The organism is Aminobacter carboxidus, from assembly GCF_014863355.1.
GTDB classification, from domain to species: domain Bacteria; phylum Pseudomonadota; class Alphaproteobacteria; order Rhizobiales; family Rhizobiaceae; genus Aminobacter; species Aminobacter carboxidus.
In genome coordinates this window covers 95078-112430 of sequence record NZ_JACZEP010000001.1, presented here as the reverse complement: position 1 = coordinate 112430, position 17353 = coordinate 95078, and the positions used below count along the sequence as shown (strand labels likewise).

The window sequence follows — 17353 nt, the reverse complement described above, 5'->3', positions numbered from 1 at the left end:
CCAGCGTCCTAGGTGCGTAACGAATTCCCCTCGCGCCAAAATCAGCACTTGCGTCCCGAAATGCACATGATACGGTACAATACATATTGTACCTCAATACAGCGGGTTTGCAGATGTTGGCTCTTCCAGGACTACCGCCGCGAAAGGTATTTTTTCGGGTTCAATCGTCATGATCGGCGAGCGTCTCCCCGGGAGGCTGTCCCCCCTGGCCACGCGTCACGGCTTGCGGCCTTATTACGGCGATGTCCACAATCACTGCGACATCTCCTATGGGCACGGCAGCCTCGAGCAGGCCCTTCGCCGGGCCCGCCGGCAACTCGATTTCGTATCCGTCACGGGGCACGCTTATTGGCCTGACATGCCGGTCAACGACCCGAGTGTCGCGCACATCGTCGACTTTCATGTAAAGGGATTCGCCAAGCTCGAAAGAGTGTGGGACGCGCATTTCGACATACTGGCGGCTGCCGACGCGCCGGGTGAATTCACCGTGTTCCCCGGATACGAGATCCATTCCTTCGCCCATGGCGATTACACGATCGTTTACCGCGATCTGCAGCGGCAGGATCTGATCAAGGCCGACACCCCGCAGGAACTGCAGCACAAACTGCGCGCAGCCTTCAGCAATCGCGCCTTCGCCTTCCCGCATCACATTGGCTACCGGCTCGGCGCGCGCGGGATCAATTGGCAGAGTTTCATCGAAGACCTGTCTCCGGTGCTGGAGATCATTTCCATGCATGGCTGCTCGGAAACGTCCGTCATGGATCGGCCTTTCCTGCACTCGATGGGTCCGAGCGATGGCCAATCAACAGTCCGTCACGGGCTCAACCTCGGTCACAAGTTCGGTTTCCTCGGCAACACGGATCACCACAGCGGCTACCCCGGTTCCTATGGCCACGGCCGCTCGGCGGTCTACGCACCGGAAAACTCCCGTGATGCGTTGTGGCAGGCGATCCACCAGCGGCGCACCAACGCGCTGACCGGCGACGCCAGCCACCTCTTCTTCGCGATTGGCGACGCGACACAGGGCGGCATTCTCGCACCCGGCGGCAATGCGGCGCTGGAGCTGGAAGCGGTGGCAGGCGGCGCCATCGATTATATCGACATCATCCGCAACGGCGACGTGGTGAGCCGCGTCACGCCGGATTTGCAACCGTCGCCGCTCTCCGTTGCCAACGGGAGCATCGAAACGATTGTCGTGCTTGAACTCGGATGGGGCGCGCGCGGCAAGTTTCACGATTGGCAGGGTTCGCTCGAACTGATCGGCGGCGAGATCCTGTCGGTCGAGCCGCGGCTGCGCGGCGCCGAGGTCGTCTCTCCGCTGGAAGGCGAAGGCGACGCACAAGACGACAACCGTGTCGAACTCGACGGCAACCGGATCGATTTCGCCGTGCGTTCGATCGCCAATCCAAACAACACGACCGCCTCGATGCAGGCGATCGCGGCGCGGGTGCGCATCCTGCCGGACGCATCATTTGTCCTTACCGTCGACGGACAGACGTTCAAGGTTACGGCGGAGCGTCTGCTGGCCGGCGCGCTCTCCGGCAATCTCGGGCCTATCGACAGCCCTGCCTTCCGGCTGCATCCGTTACCGCGTCCGCATCAATGGCAATGGCATGGGCCTCTATCGATCGAACCGCTTCGCAAGGGCGATTGGGTCTACGCGCGAATGCGGCAGGCCAACGGGCAATGGAACTGGGCTAGCCCGATTTTCTGCGAATGAGGCTGGGATTGGAGCAGGCTGACGCAAGATCAGCAATCTCAAGCAGGCGCATTTCTTGATTGCCACGCCAAACCAAATCGTAATGTCAAACGCAATGGGAGAATAAAATGACTTTCACCATTCCAAGACGAACCATCCTAAAAGGCATCGGCGCGGCCGGCCTGGGCACGATAATCCCGGGTGCGATCCGGCCGCTCCATGCGGCAAGCGTGGCGCCCATCACGGTCGTCATCAACCAGTCGCCCTGGTTCGAGAGCTTCCGCAAGACGGTCGAGGCCTATGAAGCCGAGACAGGCAACAAGGTCGAGCTCGACGTCAATCCATTTGCCGGCTCACTGGAGAAGCAACGCAACTCGGTGCGCGCCAGCGAAGGCCAATACGACGTCCTGATCATGAACTCCGGTTGGTTCACCGAGATGTATGCCGGCGGTTTCGTCGAGGCGATCACCGACATCGACCCCGGGTTCAAGCTTGACCCGGACGTCTACACGCTTGGCGACACCATCTATTACAACGCTGAGAAGAAGTCGGTGACCAATGACGGCAAGCTCATGTCGATCCCGGTCTCGCCGCTGATCCCTATGCTTTACTACCGCGGCGACCTTTACAAGGAAGCCGGCCTGTCGGCGCCCAAAACCTTCGCTGAACTGGAAGCAAACGCTCGGAAACTCCACAACCCGCCAGAGATGTACGGCATCGTCCAGCGTGGCGCGCGCGGTCCGCACACCGTCGCCTACGACTTCTATCCGTATCTCTACGGCATGGGAGGCGGTATCTTCAAAGACCAGTCGGCGGGCGACTATTCCGTGACGCTGAATTCGACCGAGGGCAAGGAGGCCCTGGATTACTACATTCGCCTTGCCAAGGAGGCCGGCCACCCGAAGACCGCCGCTTCCGACCAGGCCGAGGTCATCCAGGCCATGGTCACCGGCCACTCGGCCCATATCATGATGGTCATCGCAGCCTGGTCGCAGATGGACGATCCCAACAAATCGGCGATCGTCGACAAGGTCGAATGGGCGCCGCCGCCCTCCGCACCGGGACTGCCGACCGCGCCAGGCCTCGGCCATTGGCTTGCCGGCATTTCCAAGAACGTGCCCGACGACCGTAAGCGTGCTGCCGTGGAGTTCCTTCGCTGGTTCCAGACCAAGGCGGCTCAGCTCGAGACCGCCAAGGCCGGTGGCATCCCGGTCAACGCGGCAGTCTACAAGGAGCCGATCGCCGAGGAGCGCAAGTATCGCTGGATGAAGCCGCTTGCGGAAGCATTGCCGCACGCGGTCAACATCTACCAGTTCCCGGAGGCCAGCGAGGTCATCGCGGTCCTGGAAGTGGGCCTGAACCGCGCCGTCGCCGGAGAGGTTCCCAGCGCCGACGCCCTGAACGGGATGTCGGACGAGATCGAGAAGATCATGGCCGGCCACTCCTACAAGACCGGAAAACTCGATCCGATCAAGTAATCGAAGGGCATTTCCATGACTGCCTCCCAAGCCTCCCTCACGCCCGCCCGACCTGGCGTGCGCGACAGCCACAAAGTCATGGAGGGTGACGGCCAGCGCCTGTGGCGCTGGCTGACCTTCGGGCCTGCCCTGGCGATGATGGTGGCGCTGACCGTGCTACCGATCGCCAACCTGTTTCTCACCAGCTTCCAGAACGTCACCTGGGCGGATGGAAAACCGACGCGTACCTGGGCAGGGCTGACCCACTACGAGGCCCTGTTTTCAGATCAACTGTTCAGCGCAGGCTTGTGGAATACGCTGGTCTTTGCCTTTGCCGCGGTCGCCGGGCAGATGGTGCTGGGTTTCGCCATGGCGCTGGCAGTCAGCAAGATCACCCATGGCCGCGTGTTCTACCGCGCCATCTTTATCCTGCCGATCCTCATCCCCGGCATCGTCATCGGCGCCATCTGGAAGTTGATGCTCAATTTCGACTTCGGCCTGATCAACAAGGCGCTCGGCCTTGTCGGCCTGATGCCGCACGATTGGCTGGGCAGTTCCGAAACTGCGCTTTTGTCGGTCATCATCGTCGATATCTGGCACTGGACGCCATTTTGCTTCCTGCTGTTCCTGGCGGGGCTGGAAACCCTGCCGCAGGACGTCTTCGAGGCTGCCAAGATGGATGGTGCCAGCGCCTGGCAGGAACTCTGGTACATCACCTTGCCCCTGATGATCCCGACGATCATCGTCACCTTCGCCTTCCGGCTGGTGCTGGCCTTCAAGGTGTTCGACGAGGTCTATCTGCTGACCAGCGGAGGACCCGGAACGTCCACCGAAGTGCTGAGCTTCACGCTCTACCAGCGCTTCTTCACCGAAGACAAAGCCGGCTATGGCTCGGCAATGTCGGTCGCGGTGATCTTCCTCGTCGCATTGTTGCTGGTCATAGCCCTTTCCGCGCGCCGCCGTACGGGAGCGACATCATGAACGGCCGCACCAGGTCACCCGTCCCGCTTCATATCGTGCTTGCAATCTGCGCCGCGATCGTCATCGCGCCGATCGTTTGGACGGTCGCTGCCGGGTTCCGCACCCAGATTTCGCTACTGATGGGCGAGGTCTTGTTCACTCCGGTCTGGAGCAATTTTTCGGAAGTGCTGTGGTCCAAGACCTCAGATTTCCTGCTCAACTATCGCAATTCCATCATCGTCGGAGTGCTCAGCACCATCCTGTGCGTAGTCGTCGCGACGCTCTGCGCCTTCTCGCTCAACCGCCTGCGCTGGCCCTCATGGGTGGCGCACATCTTCCTGGCATGGACGATGATCTTCCACATGATCCCGCCGGTTGCGCTGGCCAGCGCCTGGTTTTCCATGGCGCGCACGGTCGGCCTCGAAAACACATTCACCGGCTTGATCCTGGCACACGCGACGCTCAACCTGCCAATGGCGATCTGGCTGATGGCCGTGTTCGTGCGCGAGGTGCCAAAGGAACTTGAGGAAGCCGCCATCATGGACGGTGCCAGCACGCCGCGCGTGCTGTGGCACGTCATCCTTCCACTGATCACGCCAGGTGTCGCAGCGACCTCGATCCTGACGTTCATCTTCTCCTGGAACGAGTTCGCGGTGGCGCTGACGCTGACCATGAAACAAACCGCCACCGTGCCAGTGGCGATCGCCAAGTTCGCTCAGGATTTCGAGATTCAGTACACCCAGATGGCGGCCAGCGCTGCTCTCGCCATGCTGCCGGCGCTGATCGTGCTGTTGGTTGCCCAACGCTACATCGTCAAGGGCCTGACCCAGGGCGCGGTGAAATAGGCGAACCCGATCATGAAAGCCGTTTTTGTCCTCTTCGACTCTCTAAACCGCGGCATGCTGGGCGCCTATGGCGGCACGCGCATCCCGACGCCGAATTTCGACCGGCTGGCGGCGCGGAGCGTGACCTTCGACAAGCATTACGTCGGCAGCCTGCCTTGCATGCCGGCACGGCGCGACATGCTGACCGGACGGCTCACTTTCCTGCACCGCAGTTGGGGGCCGCTGGAACCTTTCGACAACGCGTTTCCGGAAATCCTGCACCAGCAAACCGGCACCTACAGCCATCTGGTGACCGATCATTTCCATTATTGGGAAGACGGCGGCGCGACATATCACAACCGTTACGACAGCTACGAATTTGTCCGCGGACAGGAAGGCGACCGCTGGAAGGCGATGGTGCAGCCGCACTGGGAGCGGCTGCGCGAGATGTACCATGCGCGCCAGTTCAGCGAGGGACGTCGCTCCTATTTCGGCCAGAACATAATCAACCGCGAGTTCATAAAGGAGGAAAACGACTTTCCTTCCGTACGTTGCTTCGCCGAAGGGTTCGATTTCCTCGACCGCAACCGCGACGCCGACAACTGGCTGTTGCAGATCGAGACCTTTGACCCGCACGAGCCGTTCACCGCGCCGGCGCGTTTCAAGGAAAAGTTCGACACCGGCTGGAAAGGGCCGATCCGCGACTGGCCCCGCTATGGTCGGGTCGAGGAGCTGCCAGAAGAATGCGAGGAGCTCCGGGCTAACTATTATGCGGTCGTGGCCATGTGCGACCATCTCCTGGGCGAACTGCTCGATTACTTCGACCGGCACGAGCTGTGGACAGACACCGCGCTGGTGGTCACGACCGATCATGGTTTCCTGCTCGGCGAGCACGATTTCTGGGCCAAGAACCGGATGAACCTCTACGAGGAAGTCGCACACATCCCGCTCTTCCTGCACGATCCTCGCAGCCCGGACTTGGCCGGGGCGAGGTCTGAGGCCTTGACCCAATCGATCGACCTCGCCGCGACCTTTCTTGATCTGTTCGGCGCTACCCCGCCAACGGAAAACGAGGGCTTCTCGCTGTGCCAGATGGCTGACGGCACAGCAAGACGCGAGGGCGCGCTGTTCGGTTATTTCGGCGGCGCTGTGAATGTCGCCGACGGCCGCTACACCTACCACCGGTTCCCCGAAAATCTGGCTGGCCAGGACCTCTTTCAATACACGCTGATGCCCACCCACATCTTCTCGCCGTTTTCGCCCGAGGAACTGGCCGGTGCGCAACTGTCGCCGCCGCTCGACTTCACCAAGGGTGCGAACCTGCTCAAGGTGCCGGTGATCGAACGCTCGCCGATGTACAATAATTACGGTCCCGGAGCCCTGCTGGAATCCGAGACGCGCCTCTACGATCTCTCGGTCGATCCCGGCCAGGAACACCCGTTGTCCGATGCCGACAAGGAGCGGGAGTTGACTGACATGATGGCGAAATTGATGGCCGCCAACGGCGCACCGGAAGAATCCTTCATCCGGCTTGGGCTTGATGAGCCCAGACATCCGGCCGCAGCAGCGACATGAAGAACGCCGCCGAACTGCGTCCACTCGTCGGCGACCTTCGCCAACTCGCCAGCGTGCGGCGCATTACACTGGACGACGGGCCGGAGCGCGGCGTGCGGGCACTGGCGTTCTCAACCGGCGGCGGCCTCGATTTCTGGGTGATCGCCGACAGGTCGCTCGACATCGGGACGCTGCACTGGAAGGGCGAGCAGCTCAGCTGGCAAAGCCCGGCCGGGTTCCGCGCAGCGAGCCTGCATGCGCCCGAGGGCGACGCAGGCTTTGGCTTCAACCGCAGCTTTGGCGGGTTCCTGGTTACCTGTGGGCTTGATCACATCCGGCAGCCCGTCAACGGCCTGCCGCTGCATGGCCACCTGCCGCACACGCCGGCGCGCCTGCTGAACTACGGCGAGAATTGGGACGCCAAGGAACCCGTGCTGTTTTGCGAGGGCGAGATTATGCAGTGGCGGTATGGTGCTGAAACATTCCGCCTGCGCCGCCGCATCGAGGCGCCCATCGGCGGAGGTGTGATGCGCCTCATCGACAGCGTCGATAACATCGGGCCGACGCCGCAGAACCTCGTGATCCTCTACCATTTCAATCTTGGTTATCCGGGCATCGTGGACGGCTCCACCGTGATGCATGATAGCGCAACAGTGCTCGACAGATTGACCATGCCGGATGGCTCGGAACCTGCACCGGCCACGATCCGCAAGGTGTCGGCCATGACAACGTCCGAATGCGTCGTCGAGACACCGGTAGCAGACGGCACACGGTGCATTTCTTTCAGATTCGACGCCAAGACGCTGCCCTATCTTCAGCTCTGGCGCGACCTGCGACCGCGATGTGGCGTCCTGTCGATCGAACCTTGCAATGCGGCCAAGGCCGCTGACGGTTCTAACGAAACCACCTGCACGCTGAAACCCGGCGAAACGGCCACGTTTCAGATTGAAATTAGTATCTGCGACGCGGCGACCCAGCCGGTTGCGCCAAATACGAAGGAAACAGGTTGATGGCCGGGGTAACGATCGAGAACGTACGCAAGTCCTATGGCGCGGTTGAGGTTTTGCGCGGCGTCGACGTGCAGGTGGAAAATTCCGAATTTGTGGCGCTGGTGGGCCCGTCAGGTTGCGGAAAGTCGACCTTGCTGCGCATGATTGCCGGGCTGGAAGGCATTTCCTCGGGCGAAATCGGCATTGGCGGGCGCGTGGTCAACAATGTCCCGCCAAAGCAGCGGGATGTCGCCATGGTGTTCCAGAGCTATGCGCTGTATCCGCATATGACGGTTGCCAAGAACATGGGGTTCTCCCTGAAATTGGCCGGCTTGCCTGCCGATGAGATTGCGCAGCGTGTTAGCCGAGCGGCTGAAATCCTCGATCTTAGGCCTTTACTCGACCGCTTGCCTAAACAATTGTCAGGCGGTCAGCGGCAACGCGTCGCCATGGGCCGCGCCATCGTACGGGATCCACAGGTGTTCCTGTTCGACGAGCCGCTTTCCAACCTCGATGCCAAGCTGCGCGTCAGCATGCGCGCCGAGATCAAGGCACTGCATCAGCGGCTCAAAACGACCACGGTGTATGTTACGCACGACCAGGTTGAGGCGATGACAATGGCCGACAAGATCGTCGTCATGCGCGATGGGCTGGTCGAGCAGCAAGGGAGCCCGCTCGAATTGTACGACCGGCCGCGCAACATGTTTGTTGCCGGTTTCATTGGCTCGCCATCCATGAACTTCATTGGCGGAACCATCAAAAAGCGTCGGTTCGTCAGCGGCAACGGTCTTCTCGGCCATGACACTGACATAAGTCCTATGGCTGGGGATGGCGCGGTTATTCTCGGCGTTCGACCAGAGCATCTGAGCATAGATACCTCAGGAATCGAGGCAACCGTACTGGTCGTGGAACAAACAGGCTCCGAGACAACCGTTCTGCTCGACGCGGGTGGTACACGGATGACCTTGCTGGCCCGCGAAAGACTGACGACAGTGCCCGGTGAGACAGTGCGCATTGCGCCGGACTATTCGAGACTGCACTTTTTCGACCCTGCGAGCGGACTGAGGCTCGGTGGTGACAGTGATGTCGATGAACCCGGGCCGTCTGATACGAAGGGAAACACCAGCATGGCGCCAGCACGTCGCACGTCGCTCAAGAATGGAAGGACTGGTCCACGGAAGAAGCTCTCCCAAGCGCTTGAGGCAATCGGCATTCGGCAAGACCGATATAGGCCGGAACTGTACTACATGCGAGGTCCAGGTCCCAAGACACATGCGAAATCGGTGGGTGCGGACAGTCCATAAGCTGTGAGGCGCGCCATTTGTCGGCTGCGATCATTCAGATTCCCAGCCAGTTGGAACTTGGCCGTCGCGCCAGCCCGACCAAGAACACGACAGGCGGAGGCCGCCCTACTGGTGCGTTTCGATGCCCACAAGATCAACCAACCACGCCGGGGTCGAAACCTGCAACAAGGTGATCGCAGCTTGCAGGACATCGCGAAGGCGGCCTAATCGACCGAGATAAGACGCAAAGCAGACCCGCCTTTGTGCACGCTGTTCTACGCAAGAGCACTCCCGCCTCTTAAGGCGACTTTACATCATCTCGAAGATGGAGACAGATCGAACTAGCCAGGCAGAGCTGGAGAACGCCAGGTCAACGGAATGAGCGATGTAAAGACATTGCGCGACGGCGGAATTCGCCGTCGAAACTACGCTATTGCCGTCGTCCCCTCACTCCCACTCGATGGTGCCTGGCGGCTTCGAGGTGACGTCGTAGACGACGCGGTTGATGCCGCGGACTTCGTTGATGATGCGGGTGGCGGCCTGGCCGAGGAAGTTCATGTCGTAGTGGTAGAAGTCGGCGGTCATGCCGTCGACCGAGGTCACGGCGCGGAGCGCGCAGACGAATTCGTAGGTTCGGCCGTCGCCCATGACGCCGACGGTCTGGACCGGCAACAGCACGGCAAAGGCCTGCCAGATGGCGTCGTAGAGGCCGGCCTTGCGGATCTCGTCGAGATAGATCGCGTCGGCCTGGCGCAGGATGTCGAGCTTTTCGCGGGTGACGCCGCCCGGGCAGCGGATGGCGAGGCCCGGTCCGGGGAACGGATGGCGGCCGATGAAGCTGTCGGGCAGGCCGAGCTCCTTGCCAAGCACGCGGACCTCGTCCTTGAACAGCTCGCGCAGCGGCTCGACGAGCTTCATGTTCATACGGTCGGGCAGACCGCCGACATTGTGGTGCGACTTGATGGTAACAGAAGGGCCGCCGGTGAAGGAGACGCTCTCGATGACATCGGGATAGAGCGTGCCCTGGGCGAGGAAGTCGGCGCCGCCGAGCTTTTTCGCTTCTTCCTCGAACACTTCGATGAACAGGCGCCCGATGGTCTTGCGCTTGGTTTCCGGGTCGGCCTCGCCTTCGAGCGCGCCGATGAAGCGATCGGCGGCGTCGACGAGGATCAGCGGCAGGTTGTAGTGCTCGCGGAACATGGCGACGACGTCGGCCGCCTCGTTCTTCCGCATCAGGCCGTGGTCGACCAGGATGCAGGTTAGCTGGTCGCCGACGGCCTCATGAATCAAGAGGGCCGCGACCGAGGAGTCGACGCCGCCCGAAAGGGCGCAGATGACCTTCTTGTCGCCGACCTGCTTACGGATCGCCTCGACGGCATGCTCGCGATAGGCGCGCATGGTCCAGTCGCTCTCGATGCCGGCGATCTTGTGAACGAAGTTGCGCAGCAGCTTGGCGCCGTCGGGCGTGTGCACGACCTCGGGGTGGAACTGCACGGCGTAGAAGTTGCGGCTCTCATCGGCGATGGCAGCGTAGGGGGCGCCCGTCGAGGTGCCGATGACGCGGAAGCCTGCGGGAATGGCAGTGACGCGGTCGCCATGGCTCATCCACACCTGATGGCGGGTGCCCTTGGCCCAGACGCCGTCGAACAGCGCGCTGTCGTCTTCGATCTCGAGATAGGCGCGGCCGAATTCGCGGTGGTGACCGGCCTCGACCTTGCCGCCGAGTTGGGCGCACATGGTCTGCTCGCCATAGCAGATGCCAAGCACCGGGATGCCAGCTTCAAAGATCGCGTCAGGGGCGCGCGGGCTGCCGATGTCGACAGTCGAATGCGGGCTGCCGGAGAGGATCACCGCTTTCGGGTTGATCCGCTTGAAGGCGTCAGCCGCCAACTGGAAAGGCACGATCTCGGAATAGACGCCGGCTTCGCGGACGCGACGCGCAATCAACTGCGTCACCTGGCTGCCGAAGTCGATGATGAGGACGGTGTCGGGATGTTCAGCGTTCTTCATGGCGGGCGTTTAATGAAAGAATCGGTTCTGTGCAATGGTCTCGATTGCATGGGTGACAAGTACGGGATGCAATGCGGCGCCAGCCGGCCACCGTGTCACCTGGCCTGCCGTTCGGCGAGGCCACGCAATGCCGCCATCAGGGTCTCGAACGGTCCCTGCCCCAGCCGGTCGCGGTAGCCGCGCTCGATCTCGAGCTTGATGCGGTCGCCGTCGCCAAGTGCGGTGAGGCCGCGCTGGGTGTAGTGCACAAGCTTGCCGCGCTTGTCCTCCGGGTCAGGCAAGCGTGCGATGACACCTTCGGTTTCAAGCCCATCGAGCAGCTGCTGTATCGCCTGCTTGGAGATGCCCACGCGCTCGATCAATGTCGCCTGGCGAATGCCACGGCGCGGGATGTGGCCGAGCAGGCCGGCGCGGCTTTCGCTGAACCAGCCGTGACCGGCGGCACGCATCGCCTCGGCGAACTCGGCCTGCCAGGCACGGCTTGCCTGCCAAAGGCGCCAGCCGACATGGTCGGGCAACGCGGGATCGATATTTTCGTCAAGCTGCTTGACCATTTTTCCATTCGCGCATAACGTCAAGTTACTTGACTATCTTGATAACCAACGGAGACGACAATGGCAATTCTCGATCAATCGGCCCTGTCGGTGCTGGTGCCTGGTACGACGCATGTGCTCGATCGCAATGGCAAGGAGGCCTATGTCTATTTCGAGACCGGCGACGTGGCGCACATGCTGCTCGAAGACGGCGAAAGCAGAAGAGGCGTGTGGAAGCTCGCCGATGGCGGCTATGTCGTCGACTGGGAGAATGGCGTGACAGGCCGCTGGGCGCTCGACCACGAGGCGGGAGCCGTGACCTACATCAACTTGGATCGCGACGTGAAGGTGAAGCTGCTCGGCGTCCTGTTCGGCAACGCCAAGGGCCTGCCGCGCGCGGCGAACTAGAGTTTCAGTTCGCCGCCCTGGATCGCCTGGCCCAGCAGGTGCACGGCATGGGCCAGTTTTTCGTCGACGAGATGGAGATATTCGGTCCAGTCGTCGACGTGATGAATGTCGCTGGCGCCATCGGAGATACCGCGCAGACCGATGAGCGGCACTGAGAACATCTGGCAGGCGCGGAGCACGGCGAAGGTCTCCATGTCGACCATGTCTTCCGGGATGGCATCGTAGGCAGCACCCGAAATGATGGTGCCGCCGGTCGACAGGCTTGCCTGCTTCACCCCCGGTATGCGCAGCGGCAGCGGCACGGTCGCCGGCAAATCGAGAAACGGCGTGGTGCCCTTCTCGAAGCCAAGCGCCGAAGCGTCCATGTCGCGGTAGGCAACCGACACGGCCTGGTAGACCTCGGCCTGCTCGAGCCTGCGGCTGCCGGCCGAGCCGAGGCAGACGACAAGGTCGGGTAGCGCGTTGCCGGCGGCGCGCTGCGCCAGTTCGGCACCGACCCTGATGCCGGATTCGACAGGGCCGACGCCGGTCATCAGCGGCACGAACAGCTTTTGCAGGTGCGGGCCGTATTCGGCATCGACGGCCATGACGAACAGCACGTTGCGACCGGCGAACTGGGTAATCGGCATGGTTCAGCCCTCGATGCCATCGCGACCGGCAACGGCCATCATCGTTCCGGTCATGGTGGCGATCAGCTTGGCCTCGCCGTCGGCAGCAATGGCATAGGCCTGGCCGTCGGCAACGACGATGGTGCGGCCGGGCTTGGTGACCGAGCCGCGAAACAGGAAGCGTTCGCCCTTGCCGGGTGCCAGCAGATTGACCTTGAACTCGATGGTCAGCACGCTGGAATTTTCGGGCATCAACGAAAAGGCTGCATAGCCGCAGGCCGAATCGAGCGCCGTCGAAATAACACCGGCATGCAGGAAGCCATGCTGCTGGGTGAGCTCGCCTGAATAGGGCATCTCGATCTCGACGATGCCGGGGGTGACCAGGGTCAGTTCGGCGCCGATGGTGCGCATTGCGCTCTGGCGTGCGAAGGACGACCTGACGCGCTCGTCATAGTCGGCCGCAGGTACGATCTTGGCTGCCATATCGGATGTCCTCTTGGCCTTGCTTATCGCAAAGCCGGCAAAAGCTGGCAATCGGAAATGCTGCACTGCAAAACGAAATCAGTTGAGCCACCAGAGCGAGGCGTTGAGCAAGCTGGCAAAGGCAACCCAGGCGGCATAGGGCGCAAACAGCCAGGCAGCGACGCGATCCGATTTCGCGGCCGTTGCCATGAAGCCGAAGATGGCGGCAAGCAATGCCACGATGACCAACAGGGCAAGGCCGATCTGCTGCAGACCGAAGAAAGTCGGCGACCACAGGAAATTGAACACCAGCTGGGCAATCCATAGCCGCATGGCAATTCCGTGCTGATCGCGCAACCAGATGCGCCAGCCGGCAACCGCGACCAGAATGTAAAGCACCGACCAGACGGGGCCGAAAACCCAGTTTGGCGGATTGAAGAACGGCTTGGCGAGCCCGGCATACCATTCGCCCGGCAACGTCAGATAGCCGATGAGCGAGCCCCCGCCGAGCACGACGACGATGAAACCAAGCAAGGCGACATATCTGTTCATCCGACCTCCAGCACTGCGCACCCGAGGCGCAGAACGCTAGAGCATCGAACTGGTTGCACATTTCGCTCCGCCACAGGACGAAGCGACGTGTGTTACCCAGATCAGGCGCGGCGCATGGCGGCGAAGTAGAAGCCGTCGGTGCCGCTGCGCGCCGGGGTCAGCGACAGGCCCTCAGCGCCGAAACGCACCGCATCGGCGCGGCCCGGAAAATGCCTTGTCCAAAGTGCCTGGTGGTCGACGGTCGCGAAACGCCCGTCGCGCTCGACGAACGCTGCGACCTGGTCGGCATTCTCTTCGTCGAACACCGAACAGGTGATGTAGACCACGAGCCCGCCCGGCTTCACATAAGTGCTGGCGGCGTCAAGAATGGCCGACTGCTCGGCCTTGCGGACATCGAGCTGGCGCTGTGTCAGCCGCCACTTGGCGTCGGGCCGGCGGCGCCAGGTGCCGCTGCCGGTGCAGGGCGCGTCGATCAGCACGAGATCCATATGGCCGGCAAGCCCGGAGAGCTCGGACGGCTTTGACACCACCTGGACGTTGCGGTTGTCGGAGCGGCGCAGGCGGTCGAACATCGGCGCGAGCCGCGACTTTTCCGAATCGTGGGCGAATATCTGGCCGCGATTTTCCATCGCCGCCGACAGCGCCAGTGTCTTGCCGCCAGCACCGGCGCAATAGTCGAGAACCTGCATGCCGGGCAACGCGCCCGCCAGTTCGGCCGCGAGCTGCGAGCCCTCGTCCTGGATCTCGAACCAGCCCTTCTGAAATGCCGGCTCGGCCTGAACGTTGGGGTGGCGGCCGCTGCCATCGATGGGAGGAATGCGAACGCCGTGCGGAGCAAGAGCGGTTGGCGCCGCCTGGGTGCCTTCGAGTTCGCCGATGACGCGGGCGCGGTCGGCCTTCAGCGTGTTGGCGCGGATGTCGAGCGGCGGACGGGCGGCAAGGGCGGCACCCTCCGCCACCCACTCCTCGCCAAAGGCGCGCTCGAGCAGCGGCGCGCACCAGTCGGGGCAATCGGCGCGAACGGCATTGGGCGCCTCGTCGAGCTTGTGGCTGGCGATCGTCGCCAGTTCGGCAGCGCTCAGCGGCTCGGGCGCGAACTTGTCACCGTCAAGCGTCCGGTTGAGGGCTTCAGCGGACTGATCCCATTCGAGCAGCAAAGCGCCGAAGCCGAGCGCGCGCGAGGTCTCGTCGCCGACAAGCCAGCCGGCGGAACGCTTGCGGCGTAGCGCGTCGTAAACGATGTTGCCGATCGCGGCGCGGTCGCCGGCGCCTGCAAAACGGTGGGACAGTCCCCAATCCTTCAGTGCATCCGCAGCGGGCCTGTGCCGCCTATCGATATCGTCGAGAACTTCAATGGCCGCAGCCAGTCTTCCGCCAAGTCGCATGTTCGGTGATCCGCTTTCGGTTGACCCGTATCAGGTCTAGCTAAACAGCAGCGGCGGAATGCACAAGCGCCCGGCGGCCTTGCCAGGGCAAAAACTTCCCTCAAACAGACGCGGCACAAAATGAAACAGGCGCGGATCGCTCCGCACCTGCCTTACTCGATCGGTTTCGCCTGTTTACGCGAAGCGGTCGGCGTTCATCACCTTGTTCCATGCCGCCACGAAGGCCCCGGCGAACTTCGGTCCGGCATCGGACGAGCCATAGACCTCGGCCAACGCGCGCAGTTGCGAGTGCGAGCCGAAGAGCAGGTCGACGCGGGTTGCAGTCCACTTGACCTCACCGGTCTTGCGGTCGCGGCCTTCGAACACCTCCTTGGCCTCCGAAGTCGCCTTCCACTCCGTGCCCATGTCGAGCAGGTTGACGAAGAAGTCGTTGGAGAGCGTGCCAGGACGGCCGGTGAAGACGCCATGAGTTGCATCGCCGGCATTGGCGCCGAGCACACGCAGGCCACCGACGAGCACCGTCAGTTCCGGCGCCGTCAGCTTCAGAAGCTGCGCCCGGTCGATCAGGTTCTCCTCCGCGCTCAGGCGCTGCCTGCCGCCGATATAATTGCGGAAACCGTCGGCGGTCGGCTCGAGCGGGGCAAATGAGTCGACATCGGTCTGTTCCTGCGAGGCGTCCATGCGACCGGGCTCGAAGGGCACCTTGACGTCGTTGCCGGCGTCCTGGGCTGCCTTTTCGATCGCGGCAGCGCCGCCGAGCACGATGATGTCGGCGAGCGACACCTTCTTGTTGCCCGTCTGCGAAGCGTTGAACTCCTTTTGGATCGCTTCGAGCTTTTCCAGCACCGAGGCCAGCTGTGCCGGCTGGTTGACGGCCCAGTTCTTCTGCGGGGCAAGGCGGATGCGCGCGCCATTGGCACCGCCGCGCATATCCGAGCCACGGAACGTCGAGGCCGAGGCCCAGGCGGTCGAGACCAGCTGCGACACGGTCAGGCCCGAGCCGAGAATTTTGGCCTTGAGGGCCGCGATGTCCTGTTCCTCGACCAGAATGTGGTCGACGGCGGGGATCGGATCCTGCCAGATCAGCTCTTCTTTCGGCACCAGCGGGCCACGATAGCGGGCGAGCGGACCCATGTCGCGATGGGTCAGCTTGAACCAGGCGCGGGCGAAGGCGTCGGCGAACTGGTCCGGGTTCTCGAAGAAGCGGCGCGAGACCTTCTCATAGGCCGGGTCAAAGCGCAGCGCGAGATCGGTGGTCAGCATGGCCGGCGCGTGGCGCTTGGAGGCGTCATGCGCATCCGGCACGGTGCCGGCGCCCATGCCGTGCTTGGGCGTCCACTGATGCGCGCCGGCCGGGCTCTTGGTCAGCTCCCAGTCGTAGCCGAACAGGTTCCAGAAGAAGTTGTTGCCCCACTTGGTCGGCGTCGTGGTCCAGGTCACTTCCAGACCCGAACCGATGGCGTCGCCGCCCTTGCCGGTGCCATAGCTGTTGTGCCAGCCGAGGCCCTGCAGTTCGAGGTCGGCCGCCTCCGGCTCGGCGCCGACATTCGCAGCGTCAGCCGCGCCATGGGTCTTGCCGAAGGTATGGCCGCCGGCGATCAGCGCCACGGTTTCCTCGTCGTTCATCGCCATGCGGGCGAAGGTGTCGCGGATGTCGCGGGCTGCCGCGAGCGGGTCGGGATTGCCGTTCGGGCCTTCCGGATTGACGTAGATCAGGCCCATCTGGACGGCCGCCAGCGGTCCTTCGAGTTCGCGGTCGCCGCTGTAGCGCTCGTCGGCCAGCCACTTGCCTTCCTTGCCCCAGTAGATGTCCTGCTCGGGTTCCCAGACGTCGGCACGGCCGCCGGCAAAGCCAAAGGTCTTGAAGCCCATCGTTTCGAGCGCGACGTTGCCAGTCAAAATCATCAGGTCGGCCCAGGAGATCCTGCGGCCGTATTTCTGCTTGATCGGCCATAGCAGGCGGCGGGCCTTGTCGAGGTTGACGTTGTCCGGCCAGCTGTTGAGCGGGGCGAAACGCTGCTGGCCGGCTCCGGCGCCACCGCGGCCGTCGCCGATACGGTAGGTGCCGGCGCTGTGCCAAGCCATGCGGATGAAGAGCGGGCCATAATGGCCGAAGTCGGCTGGCCACCAGTCCTGTGAATCCGTCATCAGCACCTTGAGGTCGGCGATGACAGCGTCGAGGTCGAGGCTCTCGAATTCCTTGGCATAGTCGAACGCCTCGCCCATCGGATCGGACAGGCTGGAATGCTGATGCAGGACGCCGAGGTCCAGCTGGTTCGGCCACCAGTCGCGATTACCGGTACCGGTGGGCTTGTGCGCGACAGGGCACTTGCCCGCGCTCGTCTCAGTCTTGGTATCCATCTCGATCTCTCCGAACGTCTTTCTGTGATTTTTGCTTGCGGCCTGTCGGCCAGCCTTTGACGGCGCTGCTATGCCAGGACCGAGCCGCGCGCGACGGCTCCGATCGTATCGTTGGGGTCTGGCGCCAGCGCACCAAGGCTCGTGATGATCGTCGGCTTTGTCATGGCTTGCGCCTCCCTCATGGACAGAACTGGCTAGACTGTTTTAGGCAACAGATGGAATACTGTATACCAACTGATTGGAATAATTCCAGTGTAGGACGCAGTTC

14 protein-coding genes and 1 pseudogene are annotated in these 17353 nt (G+C 62.6%); 8 read left to right on the top strand and 7 right to left on the bottom strand.

The window, feature by feature from the left end; genetic code table 11:
- The first annotated feature begins 169 nt into the window (after window positions 1-169).
- From IHE39_RS00515 to IHE39_RS00485, 7 genes and pseudogenes are all read left to right on the top strand, one after another.
- Complete coding sequence (locus IHE39_RS00515; RefSeq protein ID WP_210327454.1) at window positions 170-1720, top strand: CehA/McbA family metallohydrolase domain-containing protein; 1551 nt, start codon at window positions 170-172, stop codon at window positions 1718-1720.
- Window positions 1721-1827: 107 nt separating this feature from the next.
- Window positions 1828-3177 carry an extracellular solute-binding protein gene (locus IHE39_RS00510; RefSeq protein ID WP_192565147.1) on the top strand — a complete coding sequence of 450 codons (1350 nt, stop codon included), beginning with the start codon at window positions 1828-1830 and terminating at the stop codon, window positions 3175-3177.
- A gap of 15 nt (window positions 3178-3192) precedes the next feature.
- Complete coding sequence (locus IHE39_RS00505; protein WP_210327453.1) at window positions 3193-4137, top strand: carbohydrate ABC transporter permease; 945 nt, start codon at window positions 3193-3195, stop codon at window positions 4135-4137.
- A complete protein-coding gene (locus IHE39_RS00500; protein ID WP_184773535.1) occupies window positions 4134-4961 on the top strand; it encodes a carbohydrate ABC transporter permease in 828 nt (275 codons plus the stop codon). The genes IHE39_RS00505 and IHE39_RS00500 overlap by 4 nt, the downstream gene beginning before the upstream one ends.
- Before the next feature lie 12 nt (window positions 4962-4973).
- Window positions 4974-6515, top strand: a complete 1542-nt coding sequence (locus tag IHE39_RS00495; RefSeq protein WP_192565146.1) for a sulfatase — start codon at window positions 4974-4976, stop codon at window positions 6513-6515.
- Window positions 6512-7504 carry a DUF4432 family protein gene (locus tag IHE39_RS00490; RefSeq protein WP_192565145.1) on the top strand — a complete coding sequence of 331 codons (993 nt, stop codon included), beginning with the start codon at window positions 6512-6514 and terminating at the stop codon, window positions 7502-7504. The genes IHE39_RS00495 and IHE39_RS00490 overlap by 4 nt, the downstream gene beginning before the upstream one ends.
- A pseudogene (locus IHE39_RS00485) lies at window positions 7504-8553 on the top strand (ABC transporter ATP-binding protein); the annotation flags it as partial. The gene IHE39_RS00490 and the pseudogene IHE39_RS00485, both read left to right, overlap by 1 nt.
- Window positions 8554-9213: 660 nt before the next feature.
- Here the strand turns inward: IHE39_RS00485 and guaA are convergent.
- Together guaA and IHE39_RS00475 are read right to left on the bottom strand one after the other, a co-directional pair.
- Window positions 9214-10776, bottom strand: a complete 1563-nt coding sequence (gene guaA / locus IHE39_RS00480; RefSeq protein ID WP_192565143.1) for a glutamine-hydrolyzing GMP synthase — start codon at window positions 10774-10776, stop codon at window positions 9214-9216.
- Window positions 10777-10871: 95 nt separating this feature from the next.
- On the bottom strand, window positions 10872-11330 hold the full coding sequence (locus tag IHE39_RS00475; protein ID WP_192565142.1) for a MarR family winged helix-turn-helix transcriptional regulator: 459 nt from the start codon (window positions 11328-11330) through the stop codon (window positions 10872-10874).
- Between the two features lie 60 nt (window positions 11331-11390).
- Between IHE39_RS00475 and IHE39_RS00470 the strand changes: the two genes are divergently transcribed.
- Window positions 11391-11717 carry a hypothetical protein gene (locus IHE39_RS00470; RefSeq protein WP_192565141.1) on the top strand — a complete coding sequence of 109 codons (327 nt, stop codon included), beginning with the start codon at window positions 11391-11393 and terminating at the stop codon, window positions 11715-11717.
- Here IHE39_RS00470 and IHE39_RS00465 read toward each other — a convergent pair.
- The 5 genes from IHE39_RS00465 to katG form a co-directional block, all read right to left on the bottom strand.
- A complete protein-coding gene (locus IHE39_RS00465; RefSeq protein ID WP_192565140.1) occupies window positions 11714-12346 on the bottom strand; it encodes a 5'-methylthioadenosine/S-adenosylhomocysteine nucleosidase in 633 nt (210 codons plus the stop codon). The two genes, IHE39_RS00470 and IHE39_RS00465, sit on opposite strands and share 4 nt — an antisense overlap.
- Window positions 12347-12349: 3 nt before the next feature.
- A complete protein-coding gene (locus IHE39_RS00460; protein WP_184771279.1) occupies window positions 12350-12808 on the bottom strand; it encodes a PaaI family thioesterase in 459 nt (152 codons plus the stop codon).
- A gap of 78 nt (window positions 12809-12886) precedes the next feature.
- Window positions 12887-13339 (bottom strand): TspO/MBR family protein, encoded by a 453-nt coding sequence (locus IHE39_RS00455; RefSeq protein ID WP_184771281.1) that lies wholly within the window; start codon window positions 13337-13339, stop codon window positions 12887-12889.
- A gap of 101 nt (window positions 13340-13440) precedes the next feature.
- Window positions 13441-14724 (bottom strand): RsmB/NOP family class I SAM-dependent RNA methyltransferase, encoded by a 1284-nt coding sequence (locus IHE39_RS00450; RefSeq protein WP_192565139.1) that lies wholly within the window; start codon window positions 14722-14724, stop codon window positions 13441-13443.
- Between the two features lie 174 nt (window positions 14725-14898).
- On the bottom strand, window positions 14899-17085 hold the full coding sequence (gene katG / locus IHE39_RS00445; RefSeq protein WP_192565138.1) for a catalase/peroxidase HPI: 2187 nt from the start codon (window positions 17083-17085) through the stop codon (window positions 14899-14901).
- Window positions 17086-17353: the final 268 nt, after the last annotated feature.

What these genes read in the sequence shown, in the direction of transcription:
- IHE39_RS00515 (WP_210327454.1), top strand. Translation starts at nt 170, where the DNA reads ATGATCGGCGAGCGTCTCCCCGGGAGGCTGTCCCCCCTGGCCACGCGT.
- IHE39_RS00510 (WP_192565147.1), top strand. Translation starts at nt 1,828, where the DNA reads ATGACTTTCACCATTCCAAGACGAACCATCCTAAAAGGCATCGGCGCG.
- IHE39_RS00505 (WP_210327453.1), top strand. Translation starts at nt 3,193, where the DNA reads ATGACTGCCTCCCAAGCCTCCCTCACGCCCGCCCGACCTGGCGTGCGC.
- IHE39_RS00500 (WP_184773535.1), top strand. Translation starts at nt 4,134, where the DNA reads ATGAACGGCCGCACCAGGTCACCCGTCCCGCTTCATATCGTGCTTGCA.
- IHE39_RS00495 (WP_192565146.1), top strand. Translation starts at nt 4,974, where the DNA reads ATGAAAGCCGTTTTTGTCCTCTTCGACTCTCTAAACCGCGGCATGCTG.
- IHE39_RS00490 (WP_192565145.1), top strand. Translation starts at nt 6,512, where the DNA reads ATGAAGAACGCCGCCGAACTGCGTCCACTCGTCGGCGACCTTCGCCAA.
- guaA (WP_192565143.1), bottom strand. Translation starts at nt 10,776, where the DNA reads ATGAAGAACGCTGAACATCCCGACACCGTCCTCATCATCGACTTCGGC.
- IHE39_RS00475 (WP_192565142.1), bottom strand. Translation starts at nt 11,330, where the DNA reads ATGGTCAAGCAGCTTGACGAAAATATCGATCCCGCGTTGCCCGACCAT.
- IHE39_RS00470 (WP_192565141.1), top strand. Translation starts at nt 11,391, where the DNA reads ATGGCAATTCTCGATCAATCGGCCCTGTCGGTGCTGGTGCCTGGTACG.
- IHE39_RS00465 (WP_192565140.1), bottom strand. Translation starts at nt 12,346, where the DNA reads ATGCCGATTACCCAGTTCGCCGGTCGCAACGTGCTGTTCGTCATGGCC.
- IHE39_RS00460 (WP_184771279.1), bottom strand. Translation starts at nt 12,808, where the DNA reads ATGGCAGCCAAGATCGTACCTGCGGCCGACTATGACGAGCGCGTCAGG.
- IHE39_RS00455 (WP_184771281.1), bottom strand. Translation starts at nt 13,339, where the DNA reads ATGAACAGATATGTCGCCTTGCTTGGTTTCATCGTCGTCGTGCTCGGC.
- IHE39_RS00450 (WP_192565139.1), bottom strand. Translation starts at nt 14,724, where the DNA reads ATGCGACTTGGCGGAAGACTGGCTGCGGCCATTGAAGTTCTCGACGAT.
- katG (WP_192565138.1), bottom strand. Translation starts at nt 17,085, where the DNA reads ATGGATACCAAGACTGAGACGAGCGCGGGCAAGTGCCCTGTCGCGCAC.